The organism is Rhodococcus sp. (in: high G+C Gram-positive bacteria), assembly GCF_049299235.1.
Lineage (GTDB): Bacteria > Actinomycetota > Actinomycetes > Mycobacteriales > Mycobacteriaceae > Rhodococcus.
Map to the genome: position 1 here is coordinate 1 of NZ_JBAQXC010000082.1, position 18,895 is coordinate 18,895.

At 67.2% G+C, this 18,895-nt stretch carries 18 protein-coding genes; 10 read left to right on the forward strand and 8 right to left on the reverse strand.

Translation table 11 applies throughout. From position 1 onward, the window contains the following. Positions 1-378 precede the first annotated feature (378 nt). From lpdA to WAX14_RS04425, 3 genes are all read right to left on the reverse strand, one after another. Positions 379-1,782, reverse strand: coding sequence for a dihydrolipoyl dehydrogenase (lpdA, locus tag WAX14_RS04415; protein WP_422626871.1), 1,404 nt, complete (start codon positions 1,780-1,782; stop codon positions 379-381). An 81-nt stretch (positions 1,783-1,863) separates the two neighbouring features. Then, positions 1,864-2,676 carry an ABC transporter permease gene (locus WAX14_RS04420; protein WP_422626872.1) on the reverse strand — a complete coding sequence of 271 codons (813 nt, stop codon included), beginning with the start codon at positions 2,674-2,676 and terminating at the stop codon, positions 1,864-1,866. Continuing rightward, complete coding sequence (locus WAX14_RS04425; RefSeq protein ID WP_422626899.1) at positions 2,673-3,629, reverse strand: ATP-binding cassette domain-containing protein; 957 nt, start codon at positions 3,627-3,629, stop codon at positions 2,673-2,675. The genes WAX14_RS04420 and WAX14_RS04425 overlap by 4 nt, the downstream gene beginning before the upstream one ends. Positions 3,630-3,716: 87 nt before the next feature. Between WAX14_RS04425 and WAX14_RS04430 the strand changes: the two genes are divergently transcribed. Then, on the forward strand, positions 3,717-4,409 hold the full coding sequence (locus tag WAX14_RS04430; protein WP_422626873.1) for a TetR/AcrR family transcriptional regulator: 693 nt from the start codon (positions 3,717-3,719) through the stop codon (positions 4,407-4,409). A 146-nt stretch (positions 4,410-4,555) separates the two neighbouring features. Continuing rightward, the gene (locus WAX14_RS04435; RefSeq protein ID WP_422626874.1) at positions 4,556-5,236 is read left to right on the forward strand and encodes a DUF6629 family protein; all 681 of its coding nucleotides are present in this window, start codon (positions 4,556-4,558) and stop codon (positions 5,234-5,236) included. Between the two features lie 25 nt (positions 5,237-5,261). Here the strand turns inward: WAX14_RS04435 and WAX14_RS04440 are convergent, their stop codons facing one another. From WAX14_RS04440 to WAX14_RS04455, 4 genes are all read right to left on the reverse strand, one after another. Beyond that, positions 5,262-5,465, reverse strand: coding sequence for a cold-shock protein (locus WAX14_RS04440; RefSeq protein ID WP_422626875.1), 204 nt, complete (start codon positions 5,463-5,465; stop codon positions 5,262-5,264). 303 nt (positions 5,466-5,768) lie between these two features. Continuing rightward, positions 5,769-5,945 (reverse strand): AMP-binding protein, encoded by a 177-nt coding sequence (locus WAX14_RS04445; protein WP_422626876.1) that lies wholly within the window; start codon positions 5,943-5,945, stop codon positions 5,769-5,771. Between the two features lie 102 nt (positions 5,946-6,047). After that, positions 6,048-7,493: a WS/DGAT/MGAT family O-acyltransferase gene (locus tag WAX14_RS04450; RefSeq protein ID WP_422626877.1), complete on the reverse strand. Its 1,446-nt coding sequence runs from the start codon at positions 7,491-7,493 to the stop codon at positions 6,048-6,050. 491 nt (positions 7,494-7,984) lie between these two features. Next, positions 7,985-9,070 carry a LacI family DNA-binding transcriptional regulator gene (locus WAX14_RS04455; protein ID WP_422626878.1) on the reverse strand — a complete coding sequence of 362 codons (1,086 nt, stop codon included), beginning with the start codon at positions 9,068-9,070 and terminating at the stop codon, positions 7,985-7,987. A 194-nt stretch (positions 9,071-9,264) separates the two neighbouring features. Here WAX14_RS04455 and WAX14_RS04460 point away from each other — a divergent pair, with 194 nt between their 5' ends. The 4 genes from WAX14_RS04460 to WAX14_RS04475 are packed head-to-tail and all read left to right on the forward strand — an operon-like array spanning position 9,265 to position 14,441. Then, entirely contained in the window at positions 9,265-10,902 is a 1,638-nt protein-coding gene (locus tag WAX14_RS04460; protein ID WP_422626879.1) for an HAD-IA family hydrolase, read from the forward strand. 7 nt (positions 10,903-10,909) lie between these two features. Beyond that, on the forward strand, positions 10,910-11,854 hold the full coding sequence (locus WAX14_RS04465; protein ID WP_422626880.1) for a hypothetical protein: 945 nt from the start codon (positions 10,910-10,912) through the stop codon (positions 11,852-11,854). Beyond that, positions 11,851-13,599, forward strand: a complete 1,749-nt coding sequence (locus WAX14_RS04470; protein WP_422626881.1) for an ABC transporter ATP-binding protein — start codon at positions 11,851-11,853, stop codon at positions 13,597-13,599. The genes WAX14_RS04465 and WAX14_RS04470 overlap by 4 nt, the downstream gene beginning before the upstream one ends. Then, a complete protein-coding gene (locus tag WAX14_RS04475) occupies positions 13,599-14,441 on the forward strand; it encodes an energy-coupling factor transporter transmembrane component T family protein (RefSeq protein WP_422626882.1) in 843 nt (280 codons plus the stop codon). The genes WAX14_RS04470 and WAX14_RS04475 overlap by 1 nt, the downstream gene beginning before the upstream one ends. Before the next feature lie 42 nt (positions 14,442-14,483). Here WAX14_RS04475 and WAX14_RS04480 read toward each other — a convergent pair whose 3' ends face one another. Next, the gene (locus WAX14_RS04480; RefSeq protein ID WP_422626883.1) at positions 14,484-15,335 is read right to left on the reverse strand and encodes an SDR family oxidoreductase; all 852 of its coding nucleotides are present in this window, start codon (positions 15,333-15,335) and stop codon (positions 14,484-14,486) included. 102 nt (positions 15,336-15,437) lie between these two features. Here WAX14_RS04480 and WAX14_RS04485 point away from each other — a divergent pair, with 102 nt between their 5' ends. The 4 genes from WAX14_RS04485 (at position 15,438) to WAX14_RS04500 (ending at position 18,844) form a co-directional block, all read left to right on the forward strand. Then, a complete protein-coding gene (locus WAX14_RS04485; protein WP_422626884.1) occupies positions 15,438-16,106 on the forward strand; it encodes a hemerythrin domain-containing protein in 669 nt (222 codons plus the stop codon). A gap of 126 nt (positions 16,107-16,232) precedes the next feature. Beyond that, positions 16,233-16,523 carry a hypothetical protein gene (locus WAX14_RS04490; RefSeq protein WP_422626885.1) on the forward strand — a complete coding sequence of 97 codons (291 nt, stop codon included), beginning with the start codon at positions 16,233-16,235 and terminating at the stop codon, positions 16,521-16,523. A 122-nt stretch (positions 16,524-16,645) separates the two neighbouring features. Beyond that, positions 16,646-17,185 (forward strand): hypothetical protein, encoded by a 540-nt coding sequence (locus WAX14_RS04495; RefSeq protein WP_422626886.1) that lies wholly within the window; start codon positions 16,646-16,648, stop codon positions 17,183-17,185. Between the two features lie 222 nt (positions 17,186-17,407). Next, positions 17,408-18,844, forward strand: coding sequence for a PepSY-associated TM helix domain-containing protein (locus WAX14_RS04500; RefSeq protein ID WP_422626887.1), 1,437 nt, complete (start codon positions 17,408-17,410; stop codon positions 18,842-18,844). Positions 18,845-18,895 lie beyond the last annotated feature (51 nt).

An 18,895-nucleotide genomic window follows, 5' to 3' on the forward strand; every position in this document is an offset into this window, starting at 1 on the left:
GCGCGCCGCAGGTACACACCGCGGCTGAGGGCGACGAGGTCGCCGGCCCGCACCGCGGCACGAATGTGATCGTCCGAAACGCCTGCCGCGAGCAGGTTCGGTCGGGTCAGTGGTCGAGGTTCGGTCATGAGGCGACAATGCCCGATCTGAGGCCGCGAAACCGCGCAGACCAGGCCTGGAACACAACTTCTGTGGATGAACCATGCGCCTGTGCGCAACCGTCGGATCGGTTGATGCACCATGTGTTTCCGAACTCACCCATCCTGTAGCGTGGGCAGATTCCGAATCACCGCGACGACAACGGCCCGCGGTGACGGTGAAGTCTCCGCGGGCCGAGGCCGGTACATCCGAGCGGGGATCGTCCCGCACGGAGGTTTCTCAGAAATTGATCATGTGTCCCGCAAGGCCGTGGATGGCCTCCTGCAGCGCCTCGGACAGCGTCGGGTGCGTGTGGACGTTGCGGGCCAGTTCGTTGACGGTCAGGTCCCATTTCTGCGCCAGCGTCAGCTCGGGCAGCAGTTCGGAGACGTCGGGGCCGATGAGGTGACCTCCGATGAGTTCACCGTGTGTCTTGTCGGCGATGAGCTTGACGAAACCGTTCGGGTCGCCGAGACCGTGGGCCTTGCCGTTGGCGGTGAACGGGAAGGTCGCGACCTTGATGTCGTAGCCTTCGGCCTTCGCCTGCTCTTCGGTGAGACCGAAGGAGGCGACCTGCGGCTGGCAGAACGTCGCGCGCGGCATCATCCGGTAGTCGCCCAGTTCGAGTGTTTCGGCACCCCCGATGGTCTCGGCGGCGACGACGGCCTGCGCCTCGGCGACGTGCGCGAGTTGCAGCTTGGCGGTGACGTCGCCGATCGCGTAGATGCCGGGCACGTTGGTGCGCATGCGCTCGTCGATGTCGATGGCGCCGCGGTCGGTGACGGTGACGCCGGTGTTCTCGAGGCCGTAGCCGTCGATGCGCGGTGCGAAACCGACGGACTGCAGCACCTTGTCGACGACGACGGTTTCGACGTTGCCGGACTTGTTGTCCTTGATCGCGACCGTGACCTTGGTGCCGTCGTCGTCGATCGTCTGCACGGCCGCACCGGTCTTGATGGTGACGCCGAGCTTCTTGTACGCCTTGGTGATCTCCTTGGAGACGTCGGCGTCCTCGTTGGGCAGGGCGCGGTCGAGGAACTCGACGATGGTGACATCGACGCCGTAGTTCTTCAGGACGTAGCCGAACTCCATGCCGATGGCGCCGGCGCCGACGATGAGGATCGAGCCGGGCAGGTCGCGGGTGAGGATCTGCTCCTCGTAGGTCACGACGTTGTCGCTGAGCGAGGTGCCCGGAAGCAGTTTGGTGACCGATCCGGTCGCGATGATGACGTTGTCGAAGGTCACCCGGTCGGTGCCGCCCTTGGTGAGCGCCACGTCGATGGTCTTGGCGTCGACGAACGAGCCCTTACCGTCGTATTCGGTGATCTTGTTCTTCTTCATGAGGAAGTGCACGCCCTTGACCCGACCGTCCGCGACCTTGCGGCTGCGGTCGAAGGCGGCACCGAAGTCGAAGGACACGTCCCCCGAGATGCCGAACGTCTTGGCCTCTTTGTTGAAGAGATGCGCCAGTTCGGCATTGCGGAGAAGTGCCTTCGAGGGGATGCAGCCCACGTTCAGGCACACACCGCCCCAGTACTTCTGCTCGATGATGGCGGTGCTCAATCCCAGCTGTGCCGCGCGGATAGCAGCGACGTACCCACCGGGACCGGCTCCGAGGACAACGACGTCATAGTGTGAGGTCACGGATATACAGGGTAGTCCCGCCGAATTCCGCTGTCCGCCGATGGTCCGGTTACCCGTCGGTAGGTTCACTTTCCGCACTCCTCACTGCGCGCCGTACCGTCGCACCGCCACAGGCACCGACGCGACGAGGAGCACCCCGATCCAGGCGAACGCGGCCGGCACGGGATGCTGCATCGGCCATGCCGCATCCACCGCGACCGCCGTGCCCGAGCCGAACAGTTCCCGCAACGCCGCGACCACCGCACTGATCGGATTCCACTCCGCGATCACCCGGACGACGGACGGCATCGCCTCGGTCGGCGTGAACACGTTGGAGAACATGATGAGTCCGAAGATCATCGGGGCGGCCTGCTGCAGGACCTGCTCGTCACGAATCGCGATGCCGAGCAGGATCCCGAGCCAGCTCAGCGCCAACCGGAAGGCGACCAGCAGCACGATCGCCAGGGCGACATCGCTCATGGGCGCGTCGATGCGCCATCCGACCAGATAGCCGATCCCCATCATCGCGGCGAGGGCGAACACACCGATCACCGTCTCGGCGAGCGCGAGGCCCGTCGGCACCCCGGACCGCGCGATGGGCATGGCACGGAACCGATCGGTGAGCCCGCTGTTCATGTCCGCGTTGGCCGTGCCTGCGGTGGTCATCAACCCCATGGCCGCGACGAGGACGAACACACCGGGCATGAGGTAGGAGCGGTACACCGACGGATCGGCGCCTCCGGCGAGGGTGCCCCCGAAGACGTAGCCGAACAGTACGACCATGCCGAGGGGTGCGGCGAGCGAGACGGCGAGCAGCGCCGGCGAATGACGGTAGGTGGCGATGGTGCGGCCGAACACCACCCGCGCCGCGGTGGCGGTGTTCGCGGTCGTGTGTACAACGGTGGAGGTGGTCACTTCCGGATTCCTTCCGTGGGGTGGCCGGTGAGCGCAAGGAATGCCTCGTCGAGGCTCGCCCGGCGCCTGCCGATGTCGTGGACGTCGATCCCGTCGGAGTCGAGGGCGCGCAGGATCGGGAGCAGGTCCGGTTCGTCATCCAACCCGAACGACAACCGGATCGAATCTTCTTGCACTGCAGAAGCTCCCACTTCTCTTGCGTCGAATCCTGCCAGTACGCTCACGGTCCGGTCGCGGTGCGCGGACGGGACGACCACGTCGAGGCCGGTACCGACCGCGGCGGTGATGTCGGCGGGCGAACCCGACGTGACCGTGCGACCGCCGTCCAGGATCGTGATCGTGTCGGCGAGCCGTTCGGCTTCGTCCAGGTACTGGGTGGTGAGCACGACCGTGGTGCCGTCGGCAACGAAATCCAGTATGTATCCGAAGATGTCGTTTCGGCTGCGTGGGTCGAGCCCGGTGGTCGGTTCGTCGAGGAACAGGACGGCGGGGCGCACCACGGTGCCCGCGAGGATGTCGAGGCGTCGTCGCATACCGCCGGAGTAGCTCCGAACCTGCTGGTCGGCAGCCTCGGCGAGACCGAACCGCTCGAGCAGGTCGCGGGCGTGACGGCAGGCGTGGTGCGTTCGCATTCCGGCGAGGCGCGCGAACATCGTGAGGTTCTCGACCCCGGTGAGCCGTGGATCGACCGAATGGAACTGTCCGACCAACCCGATGCGCTGCCGCACTCGCGCGGCGTCGGCGACGACGTCGAATCCGAGGACCCGAGCCACCCCGGAGGTCGGGCGCAGCAGCGTCGACAGCATGCGCACGGTGGTGGTCTTGCCCGACCCGTTCGGTCCGAGCAACGCGTGCACCGTTCCTTCCCCGACGCGGAGATCAATCCCGTCGACGACCGCGTGATCGCCGTAGCGGCGCGTCAAGGCTTCGGTTTCGATGACGTTCACGAGCATCTCCCTATCTGTGAACATTGTTCGCAAATTCACGATACATCTTTGCGAACAATGTTCGTAATTCCTTGCTCGAGGCATGCTGAAGGCATGCCGAGCTCACTGTGGCTGCGATCCGACGAACCGAAGCGCGGCCCCCGCCCCGCGCACACCCTCGACGACATCGCCGAGGCCTGCGTCGGCCTCGTCGACCGCGAAGGCATGCACGCGCTGTCCATGCGCCGGGTCGCCGAGGCGCTCGGCACATCGGCCGCGTCCCTGTACCGGTACGTGTCCGGAAAGGGAGATCTGCTCGCCCTGATGGCCGACCGGGTGGCAGGCGAATACGCGTTCGCACCGCTCACCGGCGACGTGCGCGCCGACGTCCTTGCCGTCGCCGAACAGTCCCGCGTCCTGCACCGGCGTCACCCGTGGCTTCGCGAGGTCCCGACCAGCGACCTCGGCCCGAATGCCGTCGCCTACCTCGATCACCTCATCGGTGCACTCGCTCCGGCAAACCTGGATCCGACCGCAACGATGATGGGTGTCGCGCTGCTCAGCGGATGGGTGACGAACTTCGCCGCACAGGAATCCGTCAACAACGTTGCCTCCGAATCCGGCGGTGGCGCAGAGCATCTCACCGCCATGCTCGCACACGGCGACTATCCGCACCTGGTGACACTGCTCTCTGGGGCCGGCGACGGTGCGCCCACCGCACCACTCGACAACGACGCCGCGTTCGCGGCGGGTATCGACGCGATGTTGTTCGGTATCGCACCCGGCAACGGACTCCGACCCGAGTAAGCTGGTTCTTTCAGCGTCAAACCCGTCGATGTGCGAGAACATGCTATGCAGAGGCGACGATCGGAACGAGTCGGATCACGTTCCGCCACCATGTGAGTCAGCCCGGCCGAAGCACGCAAGGAAGCGACACCGCCATGTGCTTCTCGATGACGGCAGATCTCACGGTGGGCATCATGCTGATACCGGTGGCCGTACTGTCGCTGCGCGAGGTGAAACACCCACGTGAACTACCGTTCGCATTGTTGCCTGCCGTGTTCGCGGCGCACCAGTTCATCGAGGCTGTGGTCTGGGCAGGCCAGGACGGCGACGTGTCCGCCGAGGCGGCCGGCAGTGCGGCATTCGTGTATGTCCTCATCGCGCTGCCACTCCTGCCGACGCTGTTCCCGCTCGCCGTGTTGCTGCTCGAACCGCACGGTGCCCGCCTGAGGGTGGCACCGTTCGTCGTGCTCGGCGTTGCCGTTTCGGCCTACCTCGCCTTCGCTGTCCTGACCAGCCCGGTCACGGTGACCCGGTATCCGCATGCACTGGGTTACCAGACCGGGGTTCAGAACGGCTCCGTATGGGCGGTTCTCTACGTCGTCGCGGTCATCGGGCCGGCGCTGTTGTCGGGATATCCGTCCATCGTCGCTTTCGGAGTCCTCAATCTGGTGGCACTCGTTGCAGTCGGATTGCTCTACGTCCGATCGTTCGCGTCGTTGTGGTGCATCTACGCAGCGGCAGCATCTACGCTCGTGCTCCTGCACATAGTGCGTCGGCGGCGACTGCCCGATCCTCATCGGCTACACGGACTACCATTGCTTCCACCCGCGCCCGAACCATCCCGATGATTCCGGACACCTGTCCTGACGCCGGTCAGAGTGTCCGCACGTTCTCCGCTTGCGGGCCCTTCACCCCGGAGCCGATCTCGTACTCGACCCGCTGATTCTCCTCGAGCGTCCTGAAACCGTTGCCCGCGATCTCGGAGTAGTGCACGAATATGTCGGTGCTGCCGTCGTCCGGGGTGATGAATCCGAAGCCCTTTTCGGTGTTGAACCACTGCACGATGCCCTGCGACATGCTTTTCGACCTCCTGCGTGAGCCGACGCCTCACCAGCGCCGACCTGGGATGTTCGGGTGGATCGTGCCGACCGGTGACCACCTGCCGGCACTCGTCTCGTTTCGGTGATCCGGTCAGGATCGGTGCCCGGTGGGTCGCAGCGTGCGAGCACCGAGGCGGAAGGAGCGGCGGTGCGGACCACGGTGCCGGGGCCGAAACGCCCCCTGCAACGCTGCGATCCCGGCGAGACCGGTGGCCCGCACCGCCAGTACGTGGGCGGCGAAGATCCTCACGCCGCAGCCGTCCTCACGCCGCAGCCGTCCTCACGCCACAGCCGTTCGTCGCCTCGATACCCCACCGCGGCGTGTCGGCCGGTCCGAGCGAGGTGGGGTGTCGTCGTGTGCGTACATCGCCTCGATGCGCGCTTTGATCTCCGCGGTGCTCATCGAGCCGCCGGATTCGGCGTGTCGGGGCAGTCCCGGTGTCGTCGATTCGTTCATGCGTGGCCTCCTGTGATGTGGAAGGTGAATTCGGTTGACCTGGAGGGGATTTACCCTCGGCATCGGTCAGATCGTGAGGGCGGTGAGACCGCCGCAGGCGTCCTACAGGCCGACGGTGCGTTCGAGGGCCGCGAGTTCGTCCTCGAGGTGGTCCAGTATCGATGCCAGGGACGGCAGGGTCCGGCGACAGCCGGTCAGTCCGAACGCGATTTCGTCGTCGGTGCCGGTGCAGGTGATGTTGAGCGCTTGATTGTCGACCGGAATCGACAGCGGGTACAGCGCGGTCAGGCGGGCACCGTTCCAGAACAGAGGTTCACGGGGACCCGGCAGGTTGGAGATCATCACATTCGGTGGGCGGATGACGCCACCGAGTCCGACCATGCCCAGCGCGAGCGGGGCCGTGCCGAGCGCACTCATCGCCAGAATCTGCACCGAACTGCGGGCGTGCATCGACTCTTTCCCTTCCCGCATGCAGGTGCGGACCGTGTCGAGTCGGCCCGCCGGGTCAGCGAGGTCGGTGGCGAGGTTACACATCAGTACCCCGATCTCGTTTCCCACCTTGATATTCCGCTGCTCGTCGCGCAGCGAGACCGGCACCATCGCGATCAGTGGGTCGACGGGCAGTGCGTCGAGGTCGCTCAGGTAGGTGCGCAGCGCCCCTGCGCACATCGCGAGCACCACATCGTTGACGGTGGCGTCGGCGCATTTGGCGACCAGACGCAGACGCTCGAGTCGCCAGGACCGGGCCGCGAACTGCCGAGCACCGCCGATCGGCACGTTGAGCACAGACTTCGGCGCAGCGACGGTGAGCGGACCGCCGCGCTGACGCAACGCCCGGTCGACGGTGTCGACGACCGCCGGCAGCATCCCGGCGACCTCCAGTGCAGCTCCGCGCGCGGCATCGACGGTCCGGCGGGCGGTGCCGACGGTGTCGCGGACAGCGCGCAGAGCAGTCGCAGGCAGGTCGAGGAGGCCGGGGCCGCCACCGGTGGGTGGGTCCGGGACCAACCGAAGCGTGGGGCGCTCCGGCGTCAGCGGTTCCCATGGGGCGGGCATTCCGGACTCGTCGGGATCCACACTCAGCGCAGTGCGCAGAAGTGCCATCGCTGCCACGCCGTCGGCGAGCGCGTGGTGGATCTTGACGTACACCGCGAATCGGTTGTCGCGCAGTCCTTCTACCAGGTGCATCTCCCACAGCGGACGACTGCGGTCCAGTGGGGTGGCGTGCAGGCGGGCCACCAGAGCCATCAACTCGGTCATTCCGCCTGGTGCGGGTAGTGCGTCGTGCCGGATGTGGTGGTCGAGGTCGACGTCGGTGTCGGTCTCCCAGGCCCACTGCCCCAACGACGCCAGCGATCGCGTCGCTCGTCGACGGAGCAGCGGTGCCGCGTCACCGCGAGCGAGCGCCGCGTCGAGCATCGCGCGCATCTCCTGTGGCCCGGTGCCGTCCCGCGGTTCGAACAGGGCCAAGCCCCCTACGTGCATCGGGTGGTCGCGGGATTCGCCGAGCAGAAACATCGAGTCGGTCGGTGACATCGGGAACAGCAAAAATCTGGCCTTCCGTTAGCCCAGCCGGACCAACCTGCGATCCGGTTCCCCCTGGGAACTACTGGGTGCAGCATGTGTGGTGCGCCCTCGACAAGTCTCGACTATGCGGTAGGTCACACCCGAATTCCCCTGGCTCAGTTCTACAGCAGACCGCAGCGGGAGGCCACCCGAGGAAGCGAGCGATCTACGCTGGCCGGAGGACGTTTCGGTACTGTCGTACACATTTTTCGTCGGCGATGTTCGACCCGCCGAATCTGCGCCCGATGCCTGGTCGGCGACAGTTTCCGCGCCGGCCGCGCCCCCGGCCGCATCCGAACATCAAGATCTGTACCGACGGGTACGAAATTTTCCGACGTCAGTACTCGGGTCGTTCCGCGTGACACTACGGGACTTTCGGCCCATTGCACGAGGGACCTTCACCGAGACCCGGGAATGCCGAGCTGCGCACCTTCGCTGCGCAACGGCGTCGGGCCGTCGGCAGGCCGGACGATTCAGCTCGGGCCGAGGCGGGTATCCACCGGCTCCGCGGAGCGTCCACGCCCGTGGACTTGACCCCACGGGCCCGACGATGCACGGACCTCCAGGTGCGGCGTCATGACCTCCACACGCTGCCGGGTGCGTCCGGACAGCCGTTCCTGCAGCAGGCTCACGGCCAGACTCCCCATCCGATTGCGGGGCTGGTCGATGCTGGTGAGGGTGGGACGTATCGCGGTGGCGATGGCCGAGTTGTTGTATCCGACGAGCGCCAGATCGCCTGGAACGCGCAACCCGGCATCGAGAGCGGCTCCGAGAACGGCGATGGCGGTTTCGTCGGTGGAGACGAACAGGGCGGTCGGCCTGCGGTCGGCCGGTTCGCCGCGCAGGGATTGGACGACAAGGCCTGCGAAGGTCTGATCATGACTAGCGGTCCTGGCCATGTGCCAGCGGTAATCCAGCCCGAGGTCGGTCATGGTGCGCTCGTAGGCGAGACCGCGGGCGCGGACCGCGGCGCGGGTCGACGTTGCCACGTACCCGATCCGGCGGTGGCCGCACCGGGCAAGATGTTCGACGGCGAGGCGTCCGCCGAGCTCGTCGTCGTTGCGGATGATATCGACGAGGTCGCTCGCGTCGTCGGGACGGCCCACCACGACGACCGGCCGCTTTCGCGCCGCGTTCTCCAGCTTTTGCCGGGGAACCCGGGAGGAGACGACGATCAGTCCGTCGACACCCAACTGCAACATCCGCTCGACGCCGCGTGACAGTTGCTCCGGGTCGCGGCGTCCGTGGGCAAGCAGCACCCCGTATCCGGATTCCGCCGCCTCGTCCTCGATACCGGTGACGACGTCGGTGTTGTAGGTGCTGCCCACGTCGGTGGTCACGACCCCGACCAAGTGGGTGCGCCCCTCGACCAGCGAGCGTGCCCAGGTGTTGGAGATGTATCCGAGTTCGTCGGCGACCTGCCGGATCCGGGCCCGTGAAGCGTCGCTGACACCGGGCTTTCCCGATAGGGCCAGCGAGACCAGCGACTTGGACACCCCCGAGGCTCGGGCGACGTCGACGATGGTCGGGCGCGGGGATTCGGCGCGGGGGGACGGCACGTCTTCTCTTCTATCACGGCTGCATGTCCGCCCGGTGGTCCGCGACGGTTGTCGCCATCCGCCGGGGCTGGAACATTCCCGACATCACATCTGGAACGTTCCAATAGTTCACGTTCCCGACACGTCGGAGCCAGGTCGGTTCTCTAGCGTCAGCGGCGCCGACACACTCGATCCCCGAAAGGCCCCGCCCACTCATGACACGGATTCACCCTGCGGCCGTTACCGATTCACCGGATCCACAGCGTGCGCTGCGGCACCGGCCCCGAGCGCTCCTGCTCGATTTCGGTGGGGTCGTCTTCGAGACCTCGAAGCGCCCCGAGGGCAGGGCCGAGCTGGCGCGGCTGTACGGACGCGTCCTCGACGACGCCGGATTCGAGATTCCTCACGATCGGCTCGCCGCGAGCATCGACGCCGGCTTGGCGGCATTGAAGTACTGGAAGAACGCCTCGAGCAGACGCTTGGAACCGGTCGAGCTGACACACCGGCAGGTCATCACCGACTTCATGGTCTCGGATCTACCCGAGGGAGCCCGCGAGTTGCTCGCCTCCCGCGCCCGCGAACTGGTCCGGGCACAGAACAGGCTGATTTCGGACCACCACCTGCGCCCCGGCGTCCGGGAACTCCTGACCTGGTGCCGGGAACACGGAGTACGCCCCGGCATCGTCTCCAACGCCCATTCGGGAGCGTCGCACCGGGAGATTCTGGCCGAGCACGGCCTGGCCGACGCCTTCGGTGTGCAGATCTACTCCGACGAGGTCGGTATCCGAAAGCCCCACCCGGACATGCTGACACTCGCCGCCGATGCACTCGGGGCGGACGTGGGCGACTGCTGGTACGTCGGCGACACCCAGGACCGCGACGTGGTCGCGGGCCGCCGTGCCGACGCCGGCGCCGTCATCGTCACCCGATGCCATCACACCGACTCCCCACCGTTCCGCGTACACGACCGGGCCGACGCCGTCATGGACACCCCCGCACAGCTTCTGGAAATCCTTCGGTGCACCTCGCCGAATCCGCCGCGTGCGGACGGGCTTCCACCCCGGCAGCGCACCGGCTCGCGGCCGGCGTTGCTGATCGACCACGGCGGCGTGATTTCCGACGCCCGTCCCGATGCCGACGCACGCGCCGGGTTCGTCGACCGACTCGCCGAACTGATCCGTCCCTCCGTGGGAGCGGACTGCTCCGCCGAGGTCGCCGAGCAGATCCTGCGGCACGCACTGGCCGGGAACCGCCGCCGCAAGCAGGAACAGGCCGGACACGCGGAAGTCGACCCGGTGACGTTCTGGGCCACGCTCGGCGGTACGGGACAGTCCGCCCGGACCGTCGCACTGCTGCGCTCGGAAGCAACCGGGCTGACAGCCGACTGGGGTCTGGCCAAATCCCGGCGCACGATGAGACAGGGCGTCGCCGAACTGCTGAACTGGTGTGCGGCACACCAGCACCCGGTGGTAGTGGTCTCCAACACCATTTCCGGCGACTCGGTGCGCGCACAGTTGACCGGACACGGCCTGACCGGACAGATCACCGCGGTGGTCGCCTCGGACGAGTTCGGGACACGCAAACCCGACCCCGGCATCTTCCGGGCCGCGCTCGCCATCGCAAACGCAGACCCCGCACGCACCTGGTTTCTCGGCGACAAACCGGACAACGACGCTGCCGGCGCGGCCGCGTGCGACATCGCCCACCGCGTCCTCGTGCGCGGCGGCAGCACCGACGAACCGGACCTGCGGCGGGCACTCGCCGAGGGCGTCGCGACCGCGGTCGTCACGGAACCGGCCGACCTCCTGCCCCTGATCTCCGCCCACCTCGTCTCCGCCCACCTCGAAAGGTAAGGAACCCATGTCCACCGAATATCAGCGTGCCGGGACGTTGCGCGGCGCGAGCGGCGTCGGCCGCTACGAACTGAACTCGCCACAAAAGCTGATGATCTTCGTGCTGTCGATGGCCCTGTTCGGCCTGTCGAACATCCTCCTCGAGATCGTCCCCGACGTGACGATCGGCCCCGTCGACTTCTCCGTGGCCTACTTCGTGTTCATTCCGCTGACCCTGGCCGCGCTGTTCAGCCCGTTCTGGGTCGCGCTGGGCGCACCGCTGGGTGAGATCGTCTTCACCGACCTGCTGATGGGCGACTTCTCCGGACTGGGTGAAGTCGAGGGCTACATCCAGATGTTCCTGGCGATCTTCATCGCCGGGTCGGTGATCCGGAACCCACGTAACCGGGCACAGATCGCGCTCGGCGCAATCCTGTTGGTCTTCATCGACAAACTGCTCTCCGCCGTCGTCGATCTCAGCAAGGTCTGGATCGGGGTGGAGGACGCCGAATACGTCGACGGGCTACCCGAATCCATGCTGCTGCTCGAGGGCATCGGATTCGGCACCGATCTCATCATCTCCGGGGTGCTGTTCGGGGCGATCCCCGCCATCTGGCTCATCCCCGCCCTGTACGGACGCATCGAACCGCTGATGGGTATGCGTCCACGGGTTCCGGGTGAACCGATCCCCGGGCAGGCACGCAACTCCGGCCTGTTCGTCGGCGCCGCGATTCTCCTGTCGATCGCCTCGTTCTTCTTCGCCTTCCTCGAAGCCTGGGACTTGAGCATCGGAGCGTTCGAACCAGGATTCGTCGACGAATACGGTTCGGGGTTCCTGTGGGTCTCGGTGGCGGCGCTCCTGATCGTTCTCGCACTGGCCATCGTGTTCTTCCGCGCCGCGCAGAAAAAGGCCGCGCCGACGCCGGACGCACAGACAACGGACAGGCAGGCGGCGGACGAGGCGCGGCCGTGACCTCCGACCCCGTGATCCGCCTGGAAGACGTCTCGTTCCGCTACCCGGGCGCCGCGGAGGACACTCTGCGGAACGTGAACCTGAGCATCGAGGCAGGGGACTTCGTCACGGTCGTAGGCGGCAACGGCTCGGCGAAGACCACCCTGTGCAAGACCTTCAACGGTCTGGTGCCGCACTACTGGTCCGGTGACTTCTGCGGGACCGCCGAAGTATGCGGTATCGACACCTACACCTCCACCGTCGCCGAACTGTCCAGCCACGTCGGCTACGTCTACCAGGACTTCACGAACCAGCTCGTCCGGCCCACCGTGCGCGACGAAATTTCCTTCAGCCCCATCAACTTCGGGCTCGCCGACCACGCCGAACGTACCGCCGAGGCGCTGGAGATGCTGCGCATCACCGAACTGTCCGACCGGTTCGTGTGGCAGCTGTCCGGCGGCCAGGCCCACCTGACCGCGCTGGCATCCGTACTGGCCATGCGACCGGAGGTCGTCGTGGTGGACGAACCGGTGGCCGAACTCGATCCGGCCCGCGCGCAGGAGATCTACCAACGGCTGGAGGTGCTCAACCAGCAGCACGGCATCACCATCGTCACCATCGAGCATCACGCCGAGTTCATCGCCCAGTTCGCCCGCTCGGTCGTCCTGATGGATCAGGGCAGCCCGGTATGGCACCTCCCCGTCCAGGACGCCGTCAACCGCTCCGCCGAACTGGCCGAGCACGGCATCCCCGCGCCTCAGGTGGTCCAGGCCGCGCAGTCCCTCGGGCACCCCCACGCACCACGCACCGTCGCCGCCGCAGGCGGGCTTCTCGGCCGGGTGCCGCGTCCGATCGACGTCACCGGCCCGGCTCCGCTGCGGTCCGAACCTGCATCCGGCGACACAGAGCCGGCGGACACCATCGCGCAGGTTCAGCGGGTCCGGCACAGCTACCGCACCGTGACCGCCGGACTCCAGTCGGTACTCGACGGAATCGACCTCACCGTCCGCCGCGGCGACCGCATCGCCTTGGTCGGTGGCAACGGCTCCGGCAAGACCACGCTGCTGAAGCTGCTGGCCGGGATCATGGTGCCCCGCGACGGCGATGTCGTGGTCGACGGAATCGACACCCGCTCCCGCTCGGCCGCACGGCTTTCCGACCAGGTCGCCTATCTGTGGCAACACCCGCAGCAGATGTTCGTCAAGGAGTCCATCCGGTCCGACATCGCGCTCTACCCCCGAGAACGCGGGGTGCCGGACTGGTCCGAACTCGTGGACCGGACCCTGGACAAGGTTCGCCTCACCGAGTTCGCGGACCGGGACGGCCGCGCACTGTCGGGGGGTCAGCAGCGGCGCGCCACCCTCGCCATCGGCCTGGCCATGCGGCCGGCACTGCTGCTCCTCGACGAACCCACCGCGTCCCTGGACATCGCCAGCCGCGACGCCGTGATCGCCATGCTCGACGAATTGGCCGACACCATCGCCGCGTCGGTCGTCGCCACCCACGACATGACCTTGGTCGCCGAATGGGCCAACCGGGTCATCGTGCTGGGCCGGGGTGCCGTCGTCGCGGATCTGTCGCCCCGGGACCTGTTCGACCAGTCGAGTCTGCTCGCCGAAGCCAACCTCGTCCCACCACAGATCACCCAGCTGGGACGGGAAGTCGGCATGTATCCCGCACCGTTGAGCGTGGCCGAGTTCGTCACCCGATTCCGAGCGTCCGCAGCCACCGCTCATGTCCTCGTCACTCAAGAAACCGACCACTGATGGCACGAAAACAACGCGACGTCCTGAGCGTGGAGTGGATCAAACTCGAACTGATCCGCACCGCCTACGCCACCCGCGGCGGTCTGTTCTCCACGATGGATCCCCGGATGGTGCTGCTCTGGTACCTGATCATGGCCGTCGCACCCTGGTTCACCCACAATCTCACCGTCCTGGCGATCTTCTTCGCGATGGGTGTCGTAGCGGTGATCCTGGCCCGCGTCGGGCCACTGCTGTTGGCCCTGTTCGTCTTCGGGCTTCTCATGGAAACGGTCTACATCTTCGTCGCGGCACTCTTCTTCGGCGGCGATCTCAACACGGTCCTCGCGCTCGCCGAGTTCACCCTCAAGCTGGGGGCGATCTCCATGGCGTCGATGGCGGCGTTCGTGTCCCTCGATCCGGAGAAACTCTCCGACGCCCTGCTGTCGCTCAAGGCACCGCCCATGCTCGCGTTCGCCGTCAGCTACGGGTATCGCATGCTGCCCATTCTCGTCGAGGAGTTCAACACCGTCTTCGACAACTACCGGCTGCGGTCCGCGCCACCGGACAAGGCCGGCCCCTTCGGTATTCGTCATCTCGTCCACTGGGTGCGGATGACGGTACTGTCCTTCTATCCGATCTTTTTGAACACGGCGCAGTCGGTGCGCACGACCGTCGAGGCACTCGAAACCCGAGGCTTCACCTACGCCACGATCGACCGCCGCGGACGCGACATCCGCCTCGCCTACCTGTCGGTCACCACACGGGATATGGCCATCGTCGCCGCCACGATTGTCCTTGTCGCGACGGCATTTTGGGCGGGAGGAACCTGGCCAGTGTACCGGCAGGACCTGCTCGCCCCGTGATCGCCGAGGTACGACCGGCCGGTCGCGACCTCGGGGAACCCGCTATCGCCGCGCTGCGCGGCCGAACCGGCGCATCGCCAGGAGATAGGACGGGACCTTCAGGACCGGCACCGGCCTGGGCCAGTCGCCCGCCCGGAAATACGCCTCGGTGCCGCCGTCGACGACGACAACCGAACCGGACAGGAAATCGGCGGCGGGCGAGAGCATGAACTCGACCCACGCACCGATCTGCGCCGGATCACCGAACCCACCAATCGGGACCGGGAAACTCCGCACCCGGTCGCCTTCCGGGGAGTCGAGCTGCGCATCGAGCAATGGTGTCGCGACGGCTCCGGGGGCGAGGACGTTGAGCCGGATACCGGCACCCGCCCATTGCGGTGTGACCGCGGTGCGACGCACCCAGTGGGTGACGGCAAGCTTCGACGCCGCGTAGGTGAACGTCGGACCGGCCGCCTTGATGCGCGACGCCTTCTTGACCGCCTTCTCCAGATCACCGGCGAGGAAGGCCTTCACCGACGACATCGGAGCCGCCGGGACCGTGGTCGTCGAATTCGATCCGAACACGACGACTTTGCTGTTGCCGGACGCGGCAAGCGTCGACCGCCACCCGTCCAACAGTTCGACGACACCACGGAAGTTCACCTCGGCGATGACGCGTTCCCGGCCGGGGATCGGGCCGAGCCCCGCGGCCAGGACAGCGCCGTCCAGGTGCCCCGCCGCTTTCTCGAGGGTCTTCGCGATCGCGGTGGCACGACCGTCCACTGTCGACAGGTCGGCGACGACATCGCCGTCGTTCAGGTCGATCCCGATCACCGTGTGACCGGATTCCCTGAGCCGGTCCGCGCTCGCCCTGCCCATCCCGGAAGCCGCACCGGTCACCGCGTAGACGCCCATCGCCATCCCCTCGTCGTGTCGATCTCTTCCGAGCGCGCAGGTCACAGCCAGCCCAAGCGATCGCCAAGGCCCCGCCAAGCGCCAGCGGCGACGCTACCGCGCATGACACCTGCAAGCACCGCCCCGCGCCTCACCACGGACGACGAACTACTCGGAATGCGCCTCGCGCACCGCGTGATACGCCACGACCTCACCCGACTCTCGCGCCTCGCCGACGAGATGATCGCGGACCCGTCACGTTTCGACCGGTCGCGGTACGCGGCGATCTCCCGCTACGTCGAACTGTTCACCACGAGCCTCCACCATCACCACACCGTCGAAGATTTCTCGCTGTGGCCGCTGATCACGGACTCGGCCGGCCCACACGTCGATTTCACCGAACTGACCGACGATCACGACGAACTCGACCCGCTCCTCGACACCCTGATCCGCTTGGCGGCGGAACTGCCGGGCAAGACCGCGATCGCCGAGTTCGCGCGTGCGATCCGTCGACTGCAGACGATGCTCGACGAACACATCGACGACGAGGAACGGACCGTGTTTCCCCTGATCACCGGTCATGTGTCCGCAGATGCCTGGCAGCAGTTCGAGAAGGAGGCGCAACGCGGCGGGCGAGCAGACTTCGACCTCACTCGCGTCTTCGCAGTGATGACCGTCGAGGAAACCGCGAAAGCCCGGCAGGAACTGCCGATCGTCGCGCGGGTGCTCGTCGCGGTGCTTGCGCGTAAGCAACGCCGTCGCGAACGGGCCGTCTTCGGCGCCGACGTGTGAGGTTCGCGGCACTGTCCACCATGCGGGTGTTTCGGCGTTCGGGCATGATGTCACCGTGCGTGTTCCCGGTCGATTCCCACCCGCGCGGCGCGAGGCCGCTCGGGTGGTCGACACAGGAGAACACACATGGAATACAACGCGATGATCGAACTCGACGTACTCGTCGACCTGCTGACCGACGACGAATTCTGCGACTTCCTGGATCCGATCGTCCCGCATCACGGTTGTGTGGTCCGCAGCCACAACGCGCTGATCCACCTCACCGTCACCATCGATGCGGTCGACGCGATCCATGCGACACAGTTCGCGCACGACCTGATGCGCGGGTCCTATGCGGACTACCGCGTGAACTACGTGGATGTGCTGCCCACCAGCGCATTCGATGCGATTTTCGGTTTCGGCGACTACTTCCGCTGACCGGCCCGGGCGGCGGCCGAGGCCGACGAAGCGGGCCGCTGCCGGCTCCCGGTGAGCACTCCCGAACCCGTATCGCCGATCCACGTGCAGAGGACGGCCGACGCAAACGCTATTCTCGCCCGATGCCGTCACCCCCGAACACGCTCGCGCAGATGCGCGGCGGTTTCGTGGGTGCGGTCTCCGGCGCGGTCAGCATCGCCGCCCACGGCATCGCCGGCGGTGGGACACCGTCGGGTGGTGGTGCTGTCCTGCTCATCGCCGTCTGCGTCGCGATCGGAGCGATCGTCGTCGCCCTGCCCGCGGCGATCCACCGGCGGAGCGCGCTCGCCGCCGCACTGATCGCAGGGCAGTGCGGCGGTCACCTGTCGCTGACCCTCGTGTCCGGGCAGGTCGCCGAACACACGCATCCACTGTCGCTCTCGGCACCGATGATCGCCGCGCACGCCGCGGCGGTCGTCGTCTCGGCAGTGCTCATCCGCGGCGCCGAGCGCGGCTGCCGCGCCGCGATCACGGCGATCACCCGCGTCGTAGGGGCCGTGCTGTCGTCACTGCCCGCCGACGCACCGCTGTGGACAGCCACCCCGACGCATCGGGTGACGGTGTCGCCGTGGCTGCTCGCCTGCGCGACCGCGGGTGTTCGCGGACCGCCCCGGTCTGCCTGACCGATCCCGCCGCGCCGGTTCACCGTCGGCGACCACGGGTTCGGCGCATTCCTCCACGTCCGTTTCCGTGACACGCACGCGCATGTCACGGTGTCGTCGACGTGTGCCGATCCGGTGCGGCGACCACTCACGGTTCGCTGCACCGGCCACTTCCCCCGGTCGACGCCGGAACGCCCGCACGAGCGCCCCGTCGACCCGGCATCTTTCGAATCGAGTATTCGTATGTCCATTCCCGAACTGGAACGCGACAGGCCCACGGGCACAGTCGCACCGACGGATCAGCCTGCTCGAAGTTTCCGACCGCTGATCCTGCGGTTGCACTTCTACGCCGGCATCCTGGTGGCCCCGTTCCTGCTGATCGCCACGATCAGCGGCGGTCTCTACGCGATCACCCCCGCCCTCGAACAGGTCATGTACCGCCAGTACCTGCACACCGACGCGACCGGACCGGCAGTGCCCGTCGTCGAGCAGGTCTCCGCGGCCCGTCGGGTGCTGCCGGATCTGGCCGTGACCGCGGTCCGACCCGCCTCCGAACCGGGTGAGACCACCCGGGTGCTGTTCACCGATCCGTCGCTCGGCGAATCGGAACGGCGCGCGGTGTTCGTCGACCCGGCGACCGCGGCGCCGCTCGGCGAACTCGTCGTCTACGGCAGCAGCAGTGCCCTGCCGATGCGCACCTGGATCTCACAACTGCACCGGCACCTGCATCTGGGTGAGCCGGGCCGCGTCTACAGCGAACTGGCCGCGTCGTGGCTGTGGGTCGTCGCCCTCGGCGGCGTCTACCTGTGGGTGCAGCGATACCGCACGACCCGCCGCCGCAACCCGGCCTCGGCGCGACTGCTGACCGTCGACCGGTCCGCCCGTGGCCGCAACCGGACCCTCGGGTGGCACGGCAGCGCGGGCCTGTGGATCGCGGTGGGATTGATCTTCCTGTCCGCGACCGGATTGACGTGGTCGAAGTACGCGGGTGACAACGTCGGTGACCTGCGGACCGCCCTGAGCTGGACCACCCCGGCACTCGACAAGAACCTCGGCGGCGGCACCGGATCGTCCGACGGTCACGACGGTCACGGCGGCCACTCCGCCGCAGCGACGGACCCCGGCACGCTCGGCCGCACACTCGGCGAACTCGATACCGTCGTCGCGGTCGCCGCCGACAACGGCGTCACCGAGCACGTCGAGGTCGGTGTGCCCGCCGACGGCCACACCGCGTTCACCGTCACCGAGACCCGGCAACCGTGGCAGTTCACGACCGACGCGGTCGCGGTCGACGGGACGACCGGCACGGTGACCGACGTGAACCGGTTCGCCGATTGGCCGCTGGCCGCCCAACTCACCTCATGGGGCATCGCGCTGCACATGGGCCTGCTGTTCGGTCTGCTCAATCAGCTCGCACTGCTCGCCCTGGCGATCGCGCTGGTCACCGTGATCGTCCGCGGCTATCTGCTGTGGTGGCAGCGGCGCCCGACCCGCGGAGAGCGGCGTATGGGGCGGCCGCCGGTGCGCGGCGCCTGGCGCCGCATCCACCCGGCCGCAGCCGTCGCGGTGGTGGCCGCTGCGGTCGCGGTCGGCTGGGTCGTTCCGCTACTGGGCCTGAGCCTGCTCGGGTTCCTGCTGGTCGACGCAGCGGTAGCCGGGACTCGGCGGCTCCGGGCGTAACAACTGCTCCGGGCGTAACAACTGCTCCGGGCATAGTTGACTGCTCCGGGC